General features: G+C 69.5%; 20 protein-coding genes. 3 read left to right on the forward strand and 17 right to left on the reverse strand.

Annotated elements, in window-relative coordinates; translation table 11 throughout:
• Positions 1–35: 35 nt before the first annotated feature.
• Together BXA03_RS04605 and BXA03_RS04610 are read right to left on the reverse strand one after the other, a co-directional pair.
• A complete protein-coding gene (locus BXA03_RS04605) occupies positions 36–1,577 on the reverse strand; it encodes a cryptochrome/photolyase family protein (protein WP_076504859.1) in 1,542 nt (513 codons plus the stop codon).
• Between the two features lie 2 nt (positions 1,578–1,579).
• On the reverse strand, positions 1,580–1,747 hold the full coding sequence (locus tag BXA03_RS04610) for a DUF2256 domain-containing protein (RefSeq protein ID WP_076504359.1): 168 nt from the start codon (positions 1,745–1,747) through the stop codon (positions 1,580–1,582).
• A 112-nt stretch (positions 1,748–1,859) separates the two neighbouring features.
• Between BXA03_RS04610 and dnaE the strand changes: the two genes are divergently transcribed.
• From dnaE to BXA03_RS04625, 3 genes are read left to right on the forward strand one after another with little or no spacing between them, the layout of a single operon-like run.
• Positions 1,860–5,372 carry a DNA polymerase III subunit alpha gene (dnaE, locus tag BXA03_RS04615; RefSeq protein WP_076504360.1) on the forward strand — a complete coding sequence of 1,171 codons (3,513 nt, stop codon included), beginning with the start codon at positions 1,860–1,862 and terminating at the stop codon, positions 5,370–5,372.
• 11 nt (positions 5,373–5,383) lie between these two features.
• Entirely contained in the window at positions 5,384–6,346 is a 963-nt protein-coding gene (gene pip, locus BXA03_RS04620; RefSeq protein WP_076504361.1) for a prolyl aminopeptidase, read from the forward strand.
• Complete coding sequence (locus BXA03_RS04625) at positions 6,346–7,485, forward strand: J domain-containing protein (protein ID WP_076504362.1); 1,140 nt, start codon at positions 6,346–6,348, stop codon at positions 7,483–7,485. The genes pip and BXA03_RS04625 overlap by 1 nt, the downstream gene beginning before the upstream one ends.
• An 18-nt stretch (positions 7,486–7,503) precedes the next feature.
• On the opposite strand, the gene tolA is transcribed toward BXA03_RS04625, so the two are convergent.
• Genes tolA through BXA03_RS04700 form a run of 15 tightly spaced genes read right to left on the reverse strand, consistent with a single transcriptional unit; the run spans position 7,504 to position 18,628 of the window.
• Positions 7,504–8,532 carry a cell envelope integrity protein TolA gene (tolA, locus tag BXA03_RS04630; protein ID WP_076504363.1) on the reverse strand — a complete coding sequence of 343 codons (1,029 nt, stop codon included), beginning with the start codon at positions 8,530–8,532 and terminating at the stop codon, positions 7,504–7,506.
• A 27-nt stretch (positions 8,533–8,559) separates the two neighbouring features.
• Positions 8,560–9,000, reverse strand: coding sequence for an ExbD/TolR family protein (locus BXA03_RS04635; RefSeq protein WP_076504364.1), 441 nt, complete (start codon positions 8,998–9,000; stop codon positions 8,560–8,562).
• Positions 9,001–9,019: 19 nt separating this feature from the next.
• The gene (gene tolQ / locus BXA03_RS04640) at positions 9,020–9,727 is read right to left on the reverse strand and encodes a protein TolQ (RefSeq protein ID WP_076504365.1); all 708 of its coding nucleotides are present in this window, start codon (positions 9,725–9,727) and stop codon (positions 9,020–9,022) included.
• A 14-nt stretch (positions 9,728–9,741) separates the two neighbouring features.
• Positions 9,742–10,170 carry a tol-pal system-associated acyl-CoA thioesterase gene (gene ybgC, locus BXA03_RS04645; protein WP_076504367.1) on the reverse strand — a complete coding sequence of 143 codons (429 nt, stop codon included), beginning with the start codon at positions 10,168–10,170 and terminating at the stop codon, positions 9,742–9,744.
• Positions 10,167–11,345, reverse strand: a complete 1,179-nt coding sequence (locus BXA03_RS04650) for a pyridoxal phosphate-dependent aminotransferase (RefSeq protein ID WP_234983603.1) — start codon at positions 11,343–11,345, stop codon at positions 10,167–10,169. The genes ybgC and BXA03_RS04650 overlap by 4 nt, the downstream gene beginning before the upstream one ends.
• A 59-nt stretch (positions 11,346–11,404) precedes the next feature.
• Positions 11,405–11,986, reverse strand: coding sequence for a transcription antitermination factor NusB (gene nusB, locus BXA03_RS04655; RefSeq protein WP_076504372.1), 582 nt, complete (start codon positions 11,984–11,986; stop codon positions 11,405–11,407).
• Positions 11,983–12,456 (reverse strand): 6,7-dimethyl-8-ribityllumazine synthase, encoded by a 474-nt coding sequence (ribH, locus tag BXA03_RS04660; protein WP_076504375.1) that lies wholly within the window; start codon positions 12,454–12,456, stop codon positions 11,983–11,985. Before ribH ends, nusB begins: the two co-directional genes overlap by 4 nt.
• Positions 12,457–12,501: 45 nt before the next feature.
• The gene (gene ribBA, locus BXA03_RS04665) at positions 12,502–13,647 is read right to left on the reverse strand and encodes a bifunctional 3,4-dihydroxy-2-butanone-4-phosphate synthase/GTP cyclohydrolase II (RefSeq protein WP_076504378.1); all 1,146 of its coding nucleotides are present in this window, start codon (positions 13,645–13,647) and stop codon (positions 12,502–12,504) included.
• Positions 13,644–14,297, reverse strand: coding sequence for a riboflavin synthase (locus tag BXA03_RS04670; protein WP_076504381.1), 654 nt, complete (start codon positions 14,295–14,297; stop codon positions 13,644–13,646). The genes ribBA and BXA03_RS04670 overlap by 4 nt, the downstream gene beginning before the upstream one ends.
• A gap of 46 nt (positions 14,298–14,343) precedes the next feature.
• Entirely contained in the window at positions 14,344–15,504 is a 1,161-nt protein-coding gene (gene ribD, locus BXA03_RS04675) for a bifunctional diaminohydroxyphosphoribosylaminopyrimidine deaminase/5-amino-6-(5-phosphoribosylamino)uracil reductase RibD (RefSeq protein ID WP_076504384.1), read from the reverse strand.
• Positions 15,501–15,995: a type IV pilin protein gene (locus BXA03_RS04680; RefSeq protein ID WP_083715879.1), complete on the reverse strand. Its 495-nt coding sequence runs from the start codon at positions 15,993–15,995 to the stop codon at positions 15,501–15,503. Before BXA03_RS04680 ends, ribD begins: the two co-directional genes overlap by 4 nt.
• Positions 15,944–16,522 carry a hypothetical protein gene (locus BXA03_RS26500; protein WP_076504391.1) on the reverse strand — a complete coding sequence of 193 codons (579 nt, stop codon included), beginning with the start codon at positions 16,520–16,522 and terminating at the stop codon, positions 15,944–15,946. Before BXA03_RS26500 ends, BXA03_RS04680 begins: the two co-directional genes overlap by 52 nt.
• 59 nt (positions 16,523–16,581) lie before the next feature.
• The gene (locus BXA03_RS04690) at positions 16,582–17,514 is read right to left on the reverse strand and encodes a PilW family protein (RefSeq protein ID WP_143476207.1); all 933 of its coding nucleotides are present in this window, start codon (positions 17,512–17,514) and stop codon (positions 16,582–16,584) included.
• On the reverse strand, positions 17,511–18,062 hold the full coding sequence (locus BXA03_RS04695) for a prepilin-type N-terminal cleavage/methylation domain-containing protein (RefSeq protein ID WP_076504397.1): 552 nt from the start codon (positions 18,060–18,062) through the stop codon (positions 17,511–17,513). Before BXA03_RS04695 ends, BXA03_RS04690 begins: the two co-directional genes overlap by 4 nt.
• Complete coding sequence (locus BXA03_RS04700; RefSeq protein ID WP_083715881.1) at positions 18,062–18,628, reverse strand: GspH/FimT family pseudopilin; 567 nt, start codon at positions 18,626–18,628, stop codon at positions 18,062–18,064. The genes BXA03_RS04695 and BXA03_RS04700 overlap by 1 nt, the downstream gene beginning before the upstream one ends.
• Positions 18,629–18,646: the final 18 nt, after the last annotated feature.

The following is an 18,646-nucleotide window of genomic DNA, read 5'->3' on the forward strand; positions in this document are numbered from 1 at the left end:
GAGAGATTGCAGAGGACCGGGGCAGTGTGGTGGCGTCAGCCCGCGATCTCGCCGCGCCGGATCGCGGCCGAGCGCTCGGCGATGCGCTGGCGCTCGTGTGCATCCAGGCGCTGCAGGTTGCGCAGCTGCATCGTCATGCGCGGGTTGGCGGACAGGCGTTCTTCGTGCCGGGCCAGGAAGTCCCAGTACAGCGTGGTGAACGGGCAGGCGTCGTCGCCCAGCCGCTCGGCCGGCTTGAACCGGCAGCGCCCGCACAGGCTGCCGGCGCTCATGCGCTCGATGTAGCGGCCGGTGGCGACGTAGGGCTTGCTGCCCATCAGGCCGCCATCGCCGAACTGGCTCATGCCCAGGGTGTTGGGCAACTCCACCCATTCCACGGCGTCCACGTAGACGGCCAGGTACCACGCATGCACCTGTCGGGGCTCCACGCCGAAGAGGAGCGCGTAGAGGCCGGTGATCATCAACCGCTGGATGTGGTGCGCATAGCCGTGTTCGAGCGTCTGGCCGATGGCGTCGGCCAGGCAGGCCATGGGCGTCTCACCTGTCCAGTAGAAGGCGGGCAGGGTCTCCTGCGCATCGAGGGCGTTGAGTTCCAGGTAACGCGGCATGCGCGTCCAGTAGATGCCGCGCACGTATTCGCGCCAGCCCAGGATCTGGCGGATGAAGCCCTCGGCGCTGGCGAGCGGCACGTGCCCGGCGCGGTAGGCCTTTTCCGCGGCCGCCACGACCTCCCGCGGGTGCAGCAGCTTGAGGTTCATGGCGGCAGACAGCCGCGAATGCCACAGCCAGGGCTCGCCCGGCCACATGGCGTCCTGCCAATGCCCGAAGTCGGCCAGACGGTGGCGCACGAAGTCGTCCAGGGCTTCCAGGGCCTGGGCGCGGGTGACGGGCCAGGCGAAGTTCGCCAGGTTTCCGGGCCGGTCGGCAAACCTTTCGGCCACCATGTCGAGGACGCTCCGGGTGAGCGCGTCGGGGCGGAAGGCCGGTGCTTCCGGCACCAGGCCAGGCCCCTGCTTGCCGAACGCCGCACGGTTGTCGGCGTCGTAGTTCCATTGGCCGCCGACAGGCTCCTCGCCGTCCATCAGCACGCCATGGCGCCGGCGCTGTTCGCGGTAGAAGAACTCCATGCGCAACTGGCGCCGACCGCGCGCATGGGCGGCGAATTCGCGCACGGTGCAGAAGAAATTTCGGTCCTCCCGAATCTGCAGCGGCACGCCCTCGGCGGCGGCCACGGCCTGGAGCGCCTCGAGCACCCGGTGCTCGCCGGGCGCGGTCATCACCAGGCCCTGCGGCCGATGCGTGCGGATGGCCAGTTCCAGCTCGGCGGCCAGGCTGCCGCGATTGCCTTCTCCGTCCAGTCGGGTGTAGTGCACCGTGCGACCGGCTTCCACCAGTGCATGGGCGAAATGCCGCATGGCGGCCAGAAAGATGGCGATGCGGGGCTGGATCGACCAGACATGGCTGGCCTCGTCGTCCACTTCGGCCATCCAGACCGCATCCTGCGCGGGATCGAAACCGTCGAAGCCGCTGGCCTCCAGGTCGAGCTGGTCGCCGAGCACCAGCACCAGATGGCGCAACTTCACTTCGGCGCCTCCGCGCGGCGGCGCCGGCAGGCCTCGGAGCAATAGCGCACGGCGTCCCAGTTGCGGGCCCAGGCCTTCCGCCAGGTCATCGGTCGGCCGCAGACGGCGCAGGGCTTGGCGGGCAGGGCGGCCTTGTTGCCCTTGAAGCCTCGAGGTTCGGTCATGGGTGGCGCTGCGGGAAGCGGGTGGAGTGCGGCTACCCTGGCCTTACGCAGTCCGAGGCTGCTCCGATCACTGGCGACCTTGCCGACCGGGGGGCTTTTTACAATGGAGGGAATGTTCGTTCATCTGCGCCTGCACACCGAGTTCTCCGTCGTCGACGGCACCACCCGCATCGACGAAGTCGTCAAGGCTGCGGCCAAGGACGGCCAGCCCGCCCTGGCCATCACCGACCTCAACAACCTCTTCGGAGGCGTCAAGTTCTACAAGCAGGCCCGCGGCAAGGGCGTCAAGCCGCTCCTGGGCTGCGAAGTGGCCATGGAAGGCCTGGATGCCGACGCGCCGCCTTCGCGCGTCGTGCTGCTGGTGCAAAGCCGTGAGGGCTACCTCAACCTGTGCGAGCTGCTGGCCCGCGGCTGGACCCAGAACGTCGGCCGCGGCGAAGGCCAGGCCAAGGCCAAGTGGGCCTGGCTGGAGGAGCTCAATGGCGGGCTGATCCTGCTGTCTGGCGCGCAGGCCGGCCCGCTGGGCACGCCGCTGGCCGCCGGCAACGACGAGCGCGCGCGCGAAGTGGCGCTGCGGCTGGCGGGCCTGTTCCCGCACCGCTTCTACCTGGAGCTGCAGCGCGCCGGCCGGCCCGAGGACGAGCCGCATGTCGTGGCCGCCGTCAAGCTTGCCGCGCGGCTGTCGCTGCCGGTGGTCGCCACGCATCCGGTGCAGTTCCTGGAGCCCGACGAATTCGAGGCCCACGAGGCCCGCGTTTGCATCTCCGAAGGCGAGATCCTGGGCAACCAGCGTCGCGTGCGGCGCTTCACCCGCGAGCAGTACTTCAAGAGTGCCGAGCAGATGTGCGCGCTCTTCGACGACATCCCCAGCGCCATCGCCAACACGGTGGAGATCGCCCGCCGCTGCAACCTGACGCTGGTGCTCGGCAAGCCGCAGCTGCCGGACTTTCCGACGCCAGGCGGCGTGCCCATGGAGGAATTCTTCCGCCTGGCCTCCTTCGAGGGCCTCGAAGAGCGCCTGGTGCACCTGTACCCCGACGTGGCCAAGCGCGACAAGCAGCGCCCGCGCTACGTCGAGCGGCTGGAGTTCGAGATCGGCACCATCCTCAAGATGGGCTTTCCGGGCTACTTCTTGATCGTGGGCGACTTCATCAACTGGGCCAAGAACAACGGCTGCCCGGTGGGCCCCGGCCGGGGCTCGGGTGCCGGCTCGCTGGTGGCCTATGCGCTGAAGATCACCGACCTGGACCCCCTCGAATACAACCTGCTGTTCGAGCGCTTCCTGAATCCGGAGCGGGTGTCCATGCCCGACTTCGATATCGACTTCTGCCAGGGCAACCGCGACCGCGTCATCGAGTACGTCAAGCAGAAGTACGGCCGCAATGCGGTGAGCCAGATCGCCACCTTCGGCACCATGGCCGCCCGCGCCGCCATCCGCGACGTGGGCCGCGTGATGGACATGAGCTACAACTTCTGCGACGGCATCAGCAAGCTCATTCCCAACAAGCCGGGCAAGCCGGTCACGCTGCAGTACCCGCCCAAGGACCTCTCCGAGGCCGACAAGGAGAAGTACGCCATCGCCGCCGAGCCGCAGCTGGCCGATCGCATCGAGAAGGAAGAAGAGGTCAAGACCGTCGTCGAGATGGCGCAGAAGCTTGAAGGCATGACGCGCAACATCGGCATGCATGCCGGCGGCGTGCTGATCGCGCCGGGCAAGCTCACCGACTTCTGCCCGCTCTACCAGCAGCCGGGCAGCGAATCGGCCGTGAGCCAGTACGACAAGGACGACGTGGAGGCCATCGGCCTGGTCAAGTTCGACTTTCTGGGGCTGGCCACGCTGACCATCCTGGAGATCGCGCGCGAGTTCATCGTGCAGCGGCACAAGGGCCGGGAGGATTTCGCCTACGAGAACATCCCTCTGGACGACAAGCCCACCTACCGGCTGTTCCAGGAGGGCAAGACCGAGGCCGTGTTCCAGTTCGAATCCCGCGGCATGCAGGGCATGCTGCGCGATGCGCGGCCGACGCGGCTGGAAGACCTGATCGCCCTGAACGCGCTGTACCGCCCGGGCCCGATGGACCTGATCCCCAGCTTCGTGGCCCGCAAGCATGGCCGCGAAGAAGTGGAGTACCCGCACCCTGCCGTGGCCGAGATGCTCTCCGAGACCTACGGGATCATGGTCTACCAGGAGCAGGTGATGCAGACGGCGCAGATCCTGGGCGGTTACTCGCTCGGCGGCGCCGACCTGCTGCGCCGGGCCATGGGCAAGAAGAAGGCCGAGGAAATGGCCGAGCACCGCGAGAAGTTCCGCGCCGGTGCCCTCGCCACCCACGGCATTCCGCAGGAGAAGGCCGACGAGATATTCGACTTGATGGAGAAGTTCGCGGGCTACGGCTTCAACAAGTCGCACGCGGCCGCCTACTCGCTGCTGGCGTACCACACGGGCTGGCTCAAGGTCCACTTCACCGCCGAGTTCTACTGCGCCAACATGACGGTCGAAATGGACAACACCGACAAGCTGAAGGTGCTGTTCGAGGACGCGGTCAAGAACTTCGGCATCAGCTTCGAGCCGCCGGACGTCAACCGCGGCCGCTACCGCTTCGAGCCGGTGAGCGACAAGGTGATCCGCTACGGCCTGGGCGCCGTCAAGGGCACCGGCCAGCTGGCCATCGAGGCCATCGTCCGCGCGCGCGAGGAGGGCGGCCCCTTCCAGAGCCTGTTCGACTTCTGCGCCCGGGTGGACCGCCAGCGCATGAACAAGCGCACCGTCGAGGCCCTGATCAAGGCCGGTGCCTTCGACACGCTGCACGCGGACCGCGCGGCGCTGGTGGCCTCGCTGGACCGTGCCTTCGACTACGCCGCCGCGCAGGAGGCCAACGCCAACCAGGGCGGCCTGTTCGACATGATGGACGACGGCCCCGGCTGCAGCACCGAGGCGCCGCCGCTGGCCGAGGTCACGCCCTGGGGCGTGAAGGAACGGCTGACGCACGAGAAGACCGCCATCGGCTTCTACCTGTCGGGCCACCTGTTCGACGAAGTCTCGCGCGAGGTGCGCCAGTTCGCGCGCCGGCAGATCGACGAGCTGATCGACAGCCGCGAGCCACAGATGATCGCCGGCATCGTCAGCGGCCTGCGCGTCATCAGCGGCCAGCGCGGACGCTTGGCCATCTTCGCGCTCGACGACAAGACCGCCACCATCGAGGCCGTGGCCGACGAGGCCGTGCTGGACGCGGCGCGCAACCTGCTCAAGGAAGACGAACTGGTGATCGTCAGCGGCCGCCTGCAGCCGGGCCGCGGCGGCTTCGAGCCGCGCTTCAACGTGCAGCAGGTGTGGGACCTGGCCACCGCCCGCTGCCGCTTCGGCAAGTACCTGCGCGTGGCCGTCAACGGCAAGCTGCCGGACATCGCCCGCATCGTGCGCGACCATCCGGCGCGGGTGGAGGCGACGGAGAAGGGCGATGTGCACCGCGGGCTACCGGTGCGGCTCGCACTCAAGCGCGGGGGGGCGCAGGTCGAACTGCAGCTGGGCGAATCGGCGCGCTTCTTCCCGGTGGATGCGGCGCTCGCCAGCTGGATGGCGCAGGCCGAGGCAGGGCAGGCGGCGATCGTCTACGAATCGGCCTGAACGCATCCACCATGGGCACTGCATTGCGCACGCTGTATCCGGCCCTCGAACCCTACGCCACGGGCATGCTCGACGTGGGCGACGGCCACCACATCTACTGGGAGCGCTGCGGCACGCCCGGTGCCACGCCGGTGGTCTTCCTGCATGGCGGGCCGGGTGGGGGCATCTCGCCCGCGCATCGCCAGCTCTTCGATCCGGCGCGCTACGACGTGCTGCTCTTCGACCAGCGCGGCTGCGGCCAATCGACGCCGCATGCCAGCCTCGCGGCCAACACCACCTGGCACCTGGTCGCCGACATCGAACGGTTGCGCGAGGAGATCGCCGGCGTGCCGCGCTGGCAGGTCTTCGGGGGTTCCTGGGGCTCGACGCTGGCGCTGGCCTATGCCGAGACCCATCCGCAGCGGGTGAGTGCGCTGGTGCTGCGCGGCGTCTACACCGTCACGCGGCCCGAGCTGCAGTGGTACTACCAGTTCGGCGTCTCCGAGATGTTCCCGGACAAGTGGAAAGGCTTCCAGGCACCTATTCCGCCCGGTGAGCGGCACGACATGATCGCGGCCTACCGCCGCCGTCTGACCGGCGATGACGAGGCCGCCAAACTGGCCTGTGCGCAGGCCTGGACGATCTGGGAGGGCGAGACCATCACGCTGCTGCCCGACGCCGCCTTCAGCGAACCTTTCAGAGACCCGCATTTCGCCCTGGCCTTCGCGCGCATCGAGAACCACTACTTCGTGCACGGCGCCTGGCTGGAGGAAGGCCAGTTGCTGCGCGATGCGCACCGGCTGAAGGGCATTCCCGGTGCCATCGTCCATGGCCGCTACGACATGCCCTGCCCGATGCGCTACGCCTGGTCGCTGCACCAGGCCTGGCCGGACGCAAACTTCCATCTGATCGAAGGCGCGGGGCATGCCTATTCCGAGCCCGGCATCCTCGACGCGCTGATCCGCGAGACCGACCGCCTGGCGGACCGGCGCTGATGGCGGGCGGAGACGTCGCACGTCGGCAGGACCTGGCGAGACCCGAGGCCGCGCCGGACGCCTCGCCGCGTGCGGCCTTCGCGCAGCTGCTGGCCGACATCGAGGCCGCACGCGCGCGGCTGGCGGAGTGGCAGGCGCTGTCGGAGCGCTTGGGCGTGCAGTACGCGCGCGACGTGGCGCCACTGCACGAGGCCTACGACGCGCTGAGGGCGGAACTGGTCGAGCGCCTCGATGCGCTTGCCTCCGGCGGCGAGCGCCTGTCGCATCCCGAGCGCATGCGGCTGCATGGACTGATCGCGCAACTGGCGGGCGAACTCGAAGAGACCGGGGACGCGACGCGGCGCGCGGCGATGCAGCGCTTGCGGGCCTACTACGCGCCTGAGGCAGACGAGGGCTGGTCAGATGATGTGGAGCCCGACCGCCGCGCGCGCCCGTCCGACGACGGGGTTGCCGCAACGGCAGACGCCGGCGCCCCGCCCGACGACGACCCCGCCACGCTCGCCGACCGCGCCGAAGCCCAGGCCCGTGCCGCCGCCGAGCAGGCCGAGGCCGCCCGCGCCGCTCACCGGGCCCGCCGCACGCGCCAGGCCAGGGAGCGTGTGGCACAGGCCGAGGCGCGCGACACGGCCGTGCCGCTGCGCGAGGTCTACCGCCGCCTGGCCAGCCAGCTGCATCCCGACCGCGAGCCCGACCCTGCGGAGCGCGAGCGCAAGACCGCACTCATGCAACGGATCAACCGCGCCTACCAGGCGGGCCAACTGCTCGAACTGCTGGAGATCCAGCAGGCGCTGGCCACTGCCGAATCGAAGCGGCTCGCGCTGACGAACGACGAGGCCGTCGCCCGCTACAACCGCCTGCTCGAAAGCCAGCTGGCCGACCTGCAGTCGCAATGGCGGGCCGAGCAGCAGCGACTGGCGACAGCGTTCGGACTGCCCTCGCATCCCACCCTCACGGCAGCCAGCTTCGAGGCTGACCTGCGCGCGCGCAAGCAATCGCTCGTTGCGGCACAGAAGGGGTTGCGGCAAGTGCTGCAAGCCCTGGAAGCGCCCGGCGCGCTGCGCGAATGGCTGCGGCAGGAAAGGGCCTGGGAGCGGGAGGAAGCGGCGACAGCCAAGCCGTCGCGCCGCGCTCGCCGCTGAACAGGCGAGCGCGCGGACTCAGAAGTCCTTGGGGCGCATCACGATGATGGGGAAGGGCGAGGGCACCCGTCCATCCGTGTCCCGGGGCATGACCTCGGCACGTTGAACGGCGCGCACCGCGGCGTCGTCCCAGGACGGGTTGCCGCTGGACTTCGTGATACGCGGCGTGCCGACGATGGTGCCGTCGGGCGAGGTCTGGATCTGGATCTCGACGGCCGGGTTGCCTGGCACCGAGTTGGGGTCGAAGACCACATTGCGCTTGATCAGCGCGGCCACGCGGCCCAGGTAGCCGGCGGACACACCGCCGCTGCCATTGCCCTTGCCCGAGCGCGGCCCGCTCGACTGGTCGGCACCGCCGTTGGCCTGGCCGAGCATGCGGCGGATGTTGTCCTGCCGCTCCTTCTCCAGCGCGGCGGCGCGGGCCGCGGCCGCTTCCTTGGCGCGCTTGTCGGCAGCCGCCTTTTCGGCTGCTGCAGCCTTTTGTGCCGCCGCCTTGTCGGCGGCTGCCTTCTCGGCCTGCTCCTGCTTTTTCTGATCGGCCAGACGCTGCTGTTCCTTCTGGCGGCGGTCTTCTTCCTGCTCGCGCTTGCGGGCTTCCTGTTCTTTGCGGTCCTGCTCGGCCTTGCGCTGAGCCTCCTGCTGGCGCTTCTTCTCAGCCTGGCGCTGCTCTTCCTCGCGCTGGGCCTGTTGCTCGCGCTGCTTGCGTTCGCGCTCCAGGGCGATGTCCGGTGCCTTGGGGGGCGGCGGCGTCGGCGCCACCGCAGGGGCTGGGGGCGGCGGAGGCGGCGGTGGTGGCGGCGGCGCGGGCGTGGGTGCCGGGGCAGGGGGCGGTGGTGGCGTGGGGGTGACGTTCTGCCGTGCCTGCTGCACGGTGGCCGACCAGATTTCGGCCTCGACCGGCTCGTCGTCGCCCTCGCGCTTCCAGCGCACGCCCCAGGTCAGCGCTGCGATCAGCAGGGCATGCGCGATCAGCGCCAGTACCACGGCCCGCGCGGTGCCGCGCTGCGGGGGGGGATTGAACTCTGAGCGTTCGGAGGCCAGGGACATCGGATCGGGGTCCTCGCGCGAGGCCGCTCAGCGGCCGCTGCCGGTGGCCTGCACCGACAGGCCCACGCGTTCGATGCCGGCGCGTTTGAGCTGGTTCATGGCCTTGACGACGGTCTCGTACTTCACCGACTTGTCGGCGCTGATGACGACCGGACGCTGGTCGTCGCCGTTCTGTGCAGCCTTTACGGCCTGACCGATCTGGTTCATGGGCACCTGCAGACCGGACGAGCCGGAGCTCGGATCCTTCTTGAACTCGATCAGGTCGTCGCTCTTGATCGTGACCTCCAGCGGCTTGTCGGGCTGGCGGTTGGCCTTGTCGACCGTGGGCAGGTTGATGACGCTGGGCGTGATCAGCGGCGCCGTGACCATGAAGATGATCAGCAGCACGAGCATCACATCGATGAACGGGACCATGTTGATCTCGTTGATCGTGCGGCGACCTCGGCCGCGGGAAGCGACGGCGGGCATGCTTGGCTCTCCTGTCGGTTCAATGACCGGCCGCGGTGGCGGCGGTGGCGGGCGCGGTGGACAGGTTGCGCTGCAGGATGTTGGAGAACTCTTCCGTGAAGGTCTCCAGCGCGATCGAGACCTTGTCGATGTCGCGGGCGAAGCGGTTGTAGCCCACCACCGCAGGGATGGCAGCGAACAGACCGATGGCCGTGGCCACCAGCGCTTCGGCAATGCCGGGCGCCACGGTCGACAGGGTCACCTGCGTCATGGTCGACAGGCCCGTGAAGGCATGCATGATGCCCCACACCGTGCCGAAAAGGCCCACGTAGGGACTGACGGAACCGACGGTCGCGAGGAAGGACAGGTTGGACTCGGCCGCATCCATCTCGCGCTGGTAGCTCGCGCGCATGGCGCGGCGGGTGCCGTCCAGCAGTGTGTTGGCATCACCGATGCGGCGCTCGCGCAGCTTCTGGTACTCGCGCATGCCCGAGGCGAAGATGCGTTCCATGGGGCCGGCCAGCTTGGCGTTCTGCGCGGCAGCGGCGTAGAGCTCGTTCAGGCTGGAGCCCGACCAGAACTCGCGCTCGAACGCGTCGTTGAGCGCACGCATGCGTCTCAGGGCGAAGAACTTGCGGATGATGGCGGCCCAGCTGGCCACCGAGACGCAGACCAGCAGCGCCATCACGAGCTGCACGACGAAGCTCGCCTGCAGGATGAGGGAAACGATCGACAGATCCTGGTTCATGTTCTTCGGTGTGGTTATGCGTTGGATGGAGCGCGATGGCGTTCGAGGGTTCCCAGCAACGTGGCCGGCATGCGCAGGGGTCGCAGCGTGTTTGCCTCGACCCAGCCGATGCGGATGGTGCCTTCGGCCAGCTTGTGGGCGGGGTCCGCCGCCATCACGACCTGCTGCGTGAGCACGATGGACGCCTGACCCATGTGCTTGAGCTCGGCGGAGACACACAGCAGGTCGTCCAGCCGCGCGGGCCGCTGATAGCGGACCTGGGTTTCGGTGACGACGAACATGCCGCCCGTCTCGTCGCGCAGCATCTGCTGTTGGACGCCCATGGCGCGCAGCCACTCGGTGCGGGCGCGCTCCATGTACTTGAGGTAGTTGGCGTAGAAGACGATCCCACCCGCGTCGGTGTCTTCCCAGTAGACGCGGATGTCGTGGGTGAAGCGGTTCATCGGACGAGGGCGCGCAGGCGGGCGACCGCCTCTTCGAGCTGTGGCAAAGCGTTGGCAGTGGAAAAACGGATGAACCGGCCGGTCTGGTCGGTGCCGAAGTCGCGGCCCGGTGCCACGGTGACGTGCGCCCGCTTCATCAGCTCGAAGGTGAGGTTCCAGCTCGTGTCGGGGCCGGAGATGCCGAGATGGCGTGCGAACGCGGTGCAGTCGGCCCAGGCGTAGAACGCGCCATCGGGCACGACCGGCACCGGCAGACCCAGCGCGTCGAGCTGCGGGATGAACCAGTCGCGGCGGGCCTTGAACTCGGCCCGGCGGCGTTCGTACTCGGCAATGCTTTCGGGCTCGAAGCAGGCCAGGGCCGCCTGCTGGGCAATGGCGCTGGCGCAGATGAACAGGTTCTGCGCCAGCCGCTCGACCACCGGCACCAGCGCCTCGGGCACCACCAGCCAGCCCAGACGCCAGCCCGTCATGCTGAAGTACTTGCTGAAGCTGTTGATGCTGATGACGTTGTCGTCGAATGCGAGCGCGCTGTGGCCGAAGCGCGCATCGGCCTCGGCGGCATCGCCCAGCGCAGCGCCGTAGCTCAGGCCCAGGTAGATCTCGTCCACCAGCGTGATGCCATCGTGGGCCTTGACCACTTCGTGGATGCGGCGGAGCTCGTCCAGCGGGATCGAGGTGCCGGTGGGGTTCGACGGCGAGGCCAGCAACACACCGCGCGTGCGTTCGTTCCACGCGCCCTTCACCTGCTCGGCCGTGAGCTGGAAGCGGCCTTCCGCCGTGGTCGGCAGCAGCACCGCACGGCCCTCGGCGGCGCTGACGAAATGCCGGTTGCAGGGATAGCTCGGATCCGGCATGAGGATCTCGTCGCCAGCCTCGATCAGCGCCAGGCAGGCCAGCTGCAGCGCGGCCGAGGCGCCGGCCGTGACCACGATGCGGCGCGCCGGCACGTCGAGGCCGAAGCGCTGGGCATACCAGCCGCTGATGCGCTCGCGCAGCGCGTCGATGCCCACGGCGGGCGTGTATTGCGTGCGGCCGGCCGAGACGGCCCGGGCGGCGGCTTCCTGCACCAGTGGCGGCGCTGTGAAGTCCGGCTCGCCGATGTTCAGGTAGAGCATCGGCTGGCTGCCGGCGGCGGCCTCGCGCGCCAGTGCACTGGCGGCCTTGGCCACCTCCATCACGAAGAAGGGCTCGATGCGCTCGGCCCGGCGGGCGATGCGAAGAGGCGCTGACACGCTCATCGGGCCTTGCCCGCTGCGCGATCGGCCTCGACCTCGGGCGCGCGCAGCTGCGGCGCCAGGCCGCCCAGCACGCCATTGACGTACTTGTGGCCGTCGGTGCCTCCGAACTCCTTGGCGAGTTCGATGCATTCGTTGATGACCACGCGCCAGGGCACGTCCGGACAGTGGCGGAATTCGTAGGCGCCGATCCACATCACGGCGTGCTCGATGGGCGAGATCTCTTCGAGCTTGCGGTCCAGCAGCGGCACGATCAGCGCGTCCAGCTCGGGGGCCTCGTTCACGCATCCGTGCAGCAACGCGTCGTAATGCACCGAGTCGGCCTTGTGGAAGCCCGACAGGTCACGGGTGAAGGAATCGATGGCGGCCGCGTCGTTGCGCCCGACCAGGTGCTGGTAGAGCGCCTGCACGGCGAATTCTCTGGCCCGGGTGCGAGCCGATTTGGCCGACGCCTTGCGCACGCCGTTGGATTTGGTGCCGGCCTTGGCGCCGCCTGCCGCCGCCACGGGGCGGCTTTCGCCTTCGGGCGGCAACTCGGTGCCCGTCATCGGCTCGTCGCCTGGGGATGCAGTGGTGCTCATGCCGGGGCTCCGATGCGTTGCACGAGCCGTGCCATTTCCACCGCCACGGTCGCCGCATCGCGGCCCTTGTCGGTCTGGCGGGCGACGGCCTGCGGCAGGTCCTCGGTGGTGAGGATGGCATTGGCGATGGGCAGGCGATGGTCCAGGCCCACGCGGGTGACGCCGGCGCCGGACTCATTGGCCACCAGCTCGAAGTGGTAGGTCTCGCCGCGGATGATGCAGCCCAGCGCCACCAGCGCATCGAAGCCGCCGCGCTGCGCCATGGCCTGCAGGGCCAGCGGCACCTCCAGCGCGCCGGGTACGAGCACGTGCTCGATGTCGGCGGGTTGCACGTTCAGCCGGGCCAGCTCGGTCAGGCAGGCCTCGGCCAGCGCGTTGGTGATGTCTTCGTTGAAGCGGGCCTGGACGATGCCGATGCGAAGGCCGCGTCCGTCGAGCGGGCCGGCCGCTCCCTTGTTGGCGTTGAGCATGAGGATTCTTTTTTTAGGGGTAAGAGCGGCCGTGGCCGCTCCGGGTCATTTGGTCACGTAGCCGGCGATCTCGACGCCGTAGCCGGCCACGAGGCTGGGCATGCGGCGGGGCTTGCCCATCAGCAGCATCTTCTGGATGCCGCATTCGCGCAGGATCTGCACGCCCACACCATAGCTGCGCAGGTCCATGCGGCCCCGCTCGGGTGCCTGGGCGGGGCGTGCCGTGCCTTCGAACTGGGCCAGCAGGTCGCTGGCGCTTTCGCCGCAGTTCAGCAGCACCGCCACACCCTTGCCGGCACCGGCGATGTGGGCAAGCGCGGCGTCGAGGCTCCAGGTGTGCATCGGCCGGTGCAACTCGATCAGGTCGAGCACCGACAGCGGCTCGTGCACCCGCACCGGCACCGGCTCGTCGGGCTGCCATTCGCCATGCACCAGGGCCAGGTGGAAGCCGCCGCTGGGCTGGTCGCGGAAGGCATGCAGCTGGAAGGGGCCGTGCGCCGTCTGCACCTCGCGGCTGCCCACGCGCTGCACCAGCGACTCGTGGCGGCTGCGGTATTCGATCAGCGCGGCGATGGTGCCGATCTTCAGGCCGTGCTCGGCGGCGAAGCGCTGCAGGTCGGGCAGGCGGGCCATGGTGCCGTCGTCGTTCATCACCTCGCAGATGACCGAAGCCGGCGAGCAACCGGCCATGCGAGCGAGATCGGAACCGGCTTCGGTATGGCCGGCGCGCATGAGCACGCCGCCGTCCACGGCCTGCAAAGGGAAGATGTGGCCCGGCTGCACCAGGTCGCTGGCGCGGGCGTCGGCCGCCACGGCGGCCTGCACGGTGCGCGCCCGGTCGGCGGCGGAGATGCCGGTGGTCACGCCCTCGGCCGCCTCGATGGAGACGGTGAAGGCGGTGGAATGCTTGGCGCCATTGCGCGCCACCATGGGTGGCAGGTTCAGGCGCTCGCACATCTCGCGAGACAGCGTCAGGCAGATCAGGCCGCGCGCATGGCGGGCCATGAAGTTGATGCTTTCGGGCGTGATGTGGTCGGCGGCGATGACGATGTCGCCTTCGTTCTCCCGGTCTTCCTCGTCGACGAGGATGACCATGCGGCCGGCGCGGATCTCCTCGACGATCTCCTCGACCGGCGAGATGGGCGCGGGCGTGACGGCCGCGGCGGGCAGGGAACTGATGGAAGCGCTCATGGTGCGAGGGAGGGAAGGCCGGAGACTGCGGTGCCGGCCTGCAGCATGCGCTCCACGTAACGGGCCACGGTGTCGATCTCCAGGTTGACCTGGCTGCCGGCCTTGAGCAGGCCCAGCGTGGTGTGCTCGACGGTGTGGGGGATGAGGTTGATGCCGATCTCGCAGCCCTCGGCATGGTCCAGGACGGTGTTGACCGTGAGGCTCACGCCGTTGACCGTGACCGAGCCCTTGTAGGCCATGAAGCGGCCGAGCGCGGCGGGGGCCAGGATGCGCAGGTTCCAGCTCTCGCCCTGCGATTCGAAGCGGCTGACGCGGCCGATGCCGTCCACGTGGCCCGAGACGATGTGGCCGCCGAGGCGGTCTTGCGGGCGCAGGGCTTTTTCGAGGTTGAGGGCGGTGCCCGCCTCGCCGAGGCCGGCAGTCTTGTCGAGCGATTCGGCAGAGATGTCGATGGTGAAGCGCGAGGCGGCCGGATCGAGCGTCGTGACGGTCATGCAGGCGCCGTTGAGGGCGATGCTGTCGCCGAGGCCGACGTCCTCCAGATAGCCGGCAGGCGCCTCGATGTCCAGCCGCTTGCCGTGAAGAGAGGAGCTTCCGAGGTCATGGACGGCGGCGATGCGCCCCATGCCGGTGATGATGCCGGTGAACATAGCCCGCCATTTTCGCAGACTGGCGCGGCGCAGGCCGCTCGGCGGGTCAAAAGGTGTCGCGGGCGGCTGGGCGTGCCAGGATCCGCAGGTCTTCGCCGATGCGTTGGACGTCGTGGAAGACCCAGGCTGGTGCCTCCGCCAAGGTAACCAGCGGGCTGATCGCCGTGGGACGGTGGAACATGTCGAGGCCCTGGCCAATGAGTCTGGGTGCGAGGTAGACCAGCAGTTCATCGACCAGCCCGTCGCGCAGCAGGGAGCCGGCGAGCTTGTGGCCGGCTTCCACGTGCAGTTCGTTGATTTCGCGTCGGGCCAGGTCGTCCAGCATGGCCGCGAGGTCCACCTTGCCCTGGGCGTCGGCCATGCGCGTGAGATGGGCGCCGCGGGCCTGCAGCGCGTCGGCCCGCACGTCGTCCGGCGCTGCCGCGTAGAACCAGACCGGCCGCTCGGCCGCGAAGAGCCGGGCGTCGAGCGGGGTCTGCAGGCGGCTGTCCACCACCACCAGCGTGGGCTGGCGCGCGATGGTCACGCCGCGCACGTCAAGCCGGGGGTCATCGTCGAGCACGGTGCCGGCACCGGTGAGCAGGGCGGCGGCGCGGGCCCGCCAGCGGTGACCGTCGGCGCGGGCGGCCTCGCCGGTGATCCATTTGCTGGTGCCGTCGGGCAGCGCGGTCTTGCCATCCAGCGAGGCCGCAGTCTTCAGGCGCACCCAGGGTCGTTTGCGCACCATTCGGCTGAAGAAGCCGATGTTGAGGGCGCGCGCGCCCACCGCCGGCTGGCTGGTGGTGTCGAGCAGGTCGGCATCGATGCCGGCCGCGCGCAGGCGGGCCATGCCGCGTCCGGCCACCTGGGGGTTCGGGTCCTGCAGCGCCGCCACGACGCGGCCCACGCCGGCCGCCACCAGCGCGTCGCAGCAGGGCGGGGTGCGGCCGTGGTGGCTGCAGGGTTCGAGCGTCACGTAAGCGGTGGCGCCGTCGACGGCATTGCCGCGCGCCTGGGCGTCGCGCAGCGCCATCACTTCGGCATGCGGGCCGCCGGCCTGCTGGGTGTGGCCCTGTCCCAGTACCGTGCCGTCATCGGCCACGATCACGCAGCCGACACGGGGGTTGGGATCGGACAGGCCGATGGCACCCCGGGCCAGTTCCAGGGCCCGGCCCATCCAGGTGAGGTCGTGGTCGGGCAGGGGCGGCAGGACGGGGAGGTCGCTCATGAGGCTTTGAAGCAGTCGCTCGGCAGGGTGTCCGCGGCATTGTTGCTGATCGTGCGGCGGCCGGTCTGATCGACGGACAGGGTGCCGCAGCGGTCGTTCGACATGGTCCCGACAGGTGTCGCGGTGAGAGTGAACCGTTGAGGCTGGCCCGCGTCCAGCGACAGTGTCACGCGATAGACGGCGGGACCGGTGATGGGCACGCGGCTCAGGGCGTCCGGCAGCGTCGCACCGACGAAGCTCAGGCGAGCGGTGTGGTAGCGATGCAGGTGGTGTTCCGCCTCCATCAAGGTCAGCTGCGCGGCGGCGCGATGGGTGCGCCGCACATGATCCTGGTAGGCAGGCAGCGCCATCACCGTCAGCAGCGTGGCCATGGCCAGGACCACCAGCAATTCGAGCAGCGTGAAGCCGGCAGCGGGATGGGACGAGACGCAGGCGCGCATCAGTTGGTGGTCGACGGTGGGGTGATGAGGACTCGCCAGCGGCGGGTCCATCCTTCTGGTGTACAGGTCGGGGCCGGGGGCGTCGTCGACCCTGGGCACGGGTCGGGTGCCTTGCGCAGCACGGATTGCTGCCAGGCTTCGGCGCCTTCGACCAGGATGCCGGTCTGGGCCGACACCTGCGCGTCGCCCGAGAGGCCGCGCGCCGTCACCACGAAGCGCAGACCTCCTGCGCCGTCCGAAAGCCGCTGGGACAGGCACTGGCCCTGCCCCAGCAGACGGCCGCCTGGGCCGGCAATGCTCGTCGTGCGCAAACCCGCCGCGCCGACGCGCCAGGAGGACAGCCGGTTCCAGATCTGTTCTGCCTGGGCGGCGGAGAGGGGCGTCGGCTGCGGGGCCGCTCTCTCGTCGAGCACCGGCGCCATGACCAGCGCTTCGCACTGTCGCAGTGCGAAGCCCGCCGCTTCCTGGGCTTGGGTTGCGGTCAGCTGCGCCTGCAACTGGCGCGCAGAGACGATGGCGCCGCGCACCGCCAGGACGGCCGCGGCCGTCAGCACGGGCAGCAGTAGCAGCAGGACCACGAGGGCCTGGCCTCGCTGGCCCGGGCGGCGGGCAGGCCGGAGGCCCGGCCGGCAAGCGGTCATGGGCGTGCCCCTGCGGCGTCGAGTGAGGGCCGCAGGGCGTGAAAGAAGACGGTGGTGCGAAAGCTGCGTCGTAGCCGCCCGTCGGTGGAGGGCTGCGTCTGGCCGTCGCAATCGACGTAGGGTTCGGGGCTCTGCTGCAGCGTGTTCACGGTCGATGCACTGCGCACCACGATGCACAGGCTCATGCCGATGACCCGGCGCCACCGGTCGGCCGCGCCGGCCAGAGCAGGGTCGTCCGCCCGCACATAGGCGGTGATCTGCCCCGGCTGCGGATCGCCGGGCTCCGGAAGCCGCGTCACGGCGTACAGGACCCGCATGTCCTCGACCTGGCTCGCGATGGCCTGCTTGCTGCCCATCGTGCCGGCATCACGCATGCCGCGGCAGTACAGCGTGGGAATGCCGTCTTCGTCCGGCTCGATGAAGTAGCGCTGGTCGGCGAGGGGGTAGCGCACCGTGCTGTCGGCGCTGGAGGTCGCCCAGGCCGCGATGCCTTCGAGCACGCAGTTGGAGGGCTGGTCGCTGTTGACGGGGACCGTGACGTGCGCATCTGCCTGGTGCCGGATCGCGAAGGCATGCGGGCGGACGTCGCCCGTGGACGCTTTGCAGGCCAGTGCGTCGAAGGCGGCGGCGGTGTCGGCGAAGGCGCTGGCGCAGCCTCGCACCGAAGGGCCCTGGAAATGCGCAGTGCCCTGAGCGTCGAGCTCCGACAGGCCGGCAAGCCGCAACTGCTGCGCGAGCAGATTCAACGTCATGGCGCCGTCGGTGTGCAACTGCACTTGCGCCGCGGTGCGGCGAACGGGCTGTCCGGTGCTCACGTAGACCTGGACCGCCAACAGCACCAGTGCGAGCCCGATGGCGGAGGACAGCAGCAACTCGACCAGGCTGAGGCCCGATTGCCGGGTTCGTCGGCGCGCTTGGGTGGGCGTCACAGGGCAAAGCGCTGGAACAGACAGACCTGCTCGGGTGCCGGGTTGCCCAACTCCGCCGGGCAATCGGCCTGGTTCGCGGCGCCCAGGCCTTCGTTGTACGACGCGGCAGGGCTCCACCACACCAGCCAGACCTGCAGGATCTGGACGCTGCCATCGGATGAGGTCTTCACCTGTGCGCGAGCCTGCGGCAACTGTGCGGCTGATGCCGCCAGCAGGCTTCGCTGGTCCTGGGCGGCGACCCTTCGGGCCGCGTCGGCATCATCGGCAAGGTCTGCCACAGGCGCGCCTGCGGCGACTGGCACTTGGTCGAGCGCGAGCGCGTAGCGCCCTTCCAGGACACCCCTCGGATTCATGCGTGCGCGCTCGGCGTGGTCCTGCGCGATCAGCAAGGCCGCCGCGCGCTGCTGCGTGACGTGCAGTTGCTGGTAGGTGCGTGCGGCCAACTGCGCACCGCCAAGGGCCGCACCTGCTAGCAGGACCAGCGCGACCAGCACCTCGAGGAGCGAAAAGCCTCGCTCCTCGCGGCAGAGGAGCGTCGACGCCGCCATCACGCGCCCGTGACCAGCCTGGCCCGGCCGATCCGATTGAGCACGAGCCTGCGTACCGGCACCTCCGGATGGGCAGAGGTGATCGCCAGGCTCGTTGGCGTGCTGTTCAGCAAGCCGTTGGGCAGGAACACGAGCCGCTGCGTGCTGCCACTCGCCGCGGCGATGCGCGTCAGTCCCGGCAAGCGAGGCTGCACGTGCAGGAGCGGCTCGTCGCTGCCGCGCAGGCCGTTGCCGTCCCGATCGGAAAAGACGATCCAGCCGGCGCTCCAATCGGTGGAGGCGAGGCAGCCGATGCCGTCGGCACTGACGCAGAGGGTGGCACGGGCCGAGGTCCGCAGCGCATGGACACGGGCCAGGTCGAGGCTTTCGCGAAGCGCCTGGCCGGCCCGGCTGCTTTGCCAGTCGCGCAACCACCTGGCCACGTTGGGCATGGCGACCGTGGTCGCCATCGTCATGACGGCAAGGCAGATCAGCGCTTCGACGAGTGAGAAGCCCCGCGTTCGCGCCGCTCGCGCGATTCTTTTTCTTTGCATGTTGCGCCCCCCTCGGCCCGTTCTGGGCGCCATGGTAGGCAGGCGAAATCG

The sequence above is a fragment of the Pseudacidovorax sp. RU35E genome (assembly GCF_900156165.1).
Classification (GTDB): domain Bacteria; phylum Pseudomonadota; class Gammaproteobacteria; order Burkholderiales; family Burkholderiaceae_C; genus Xenophilus.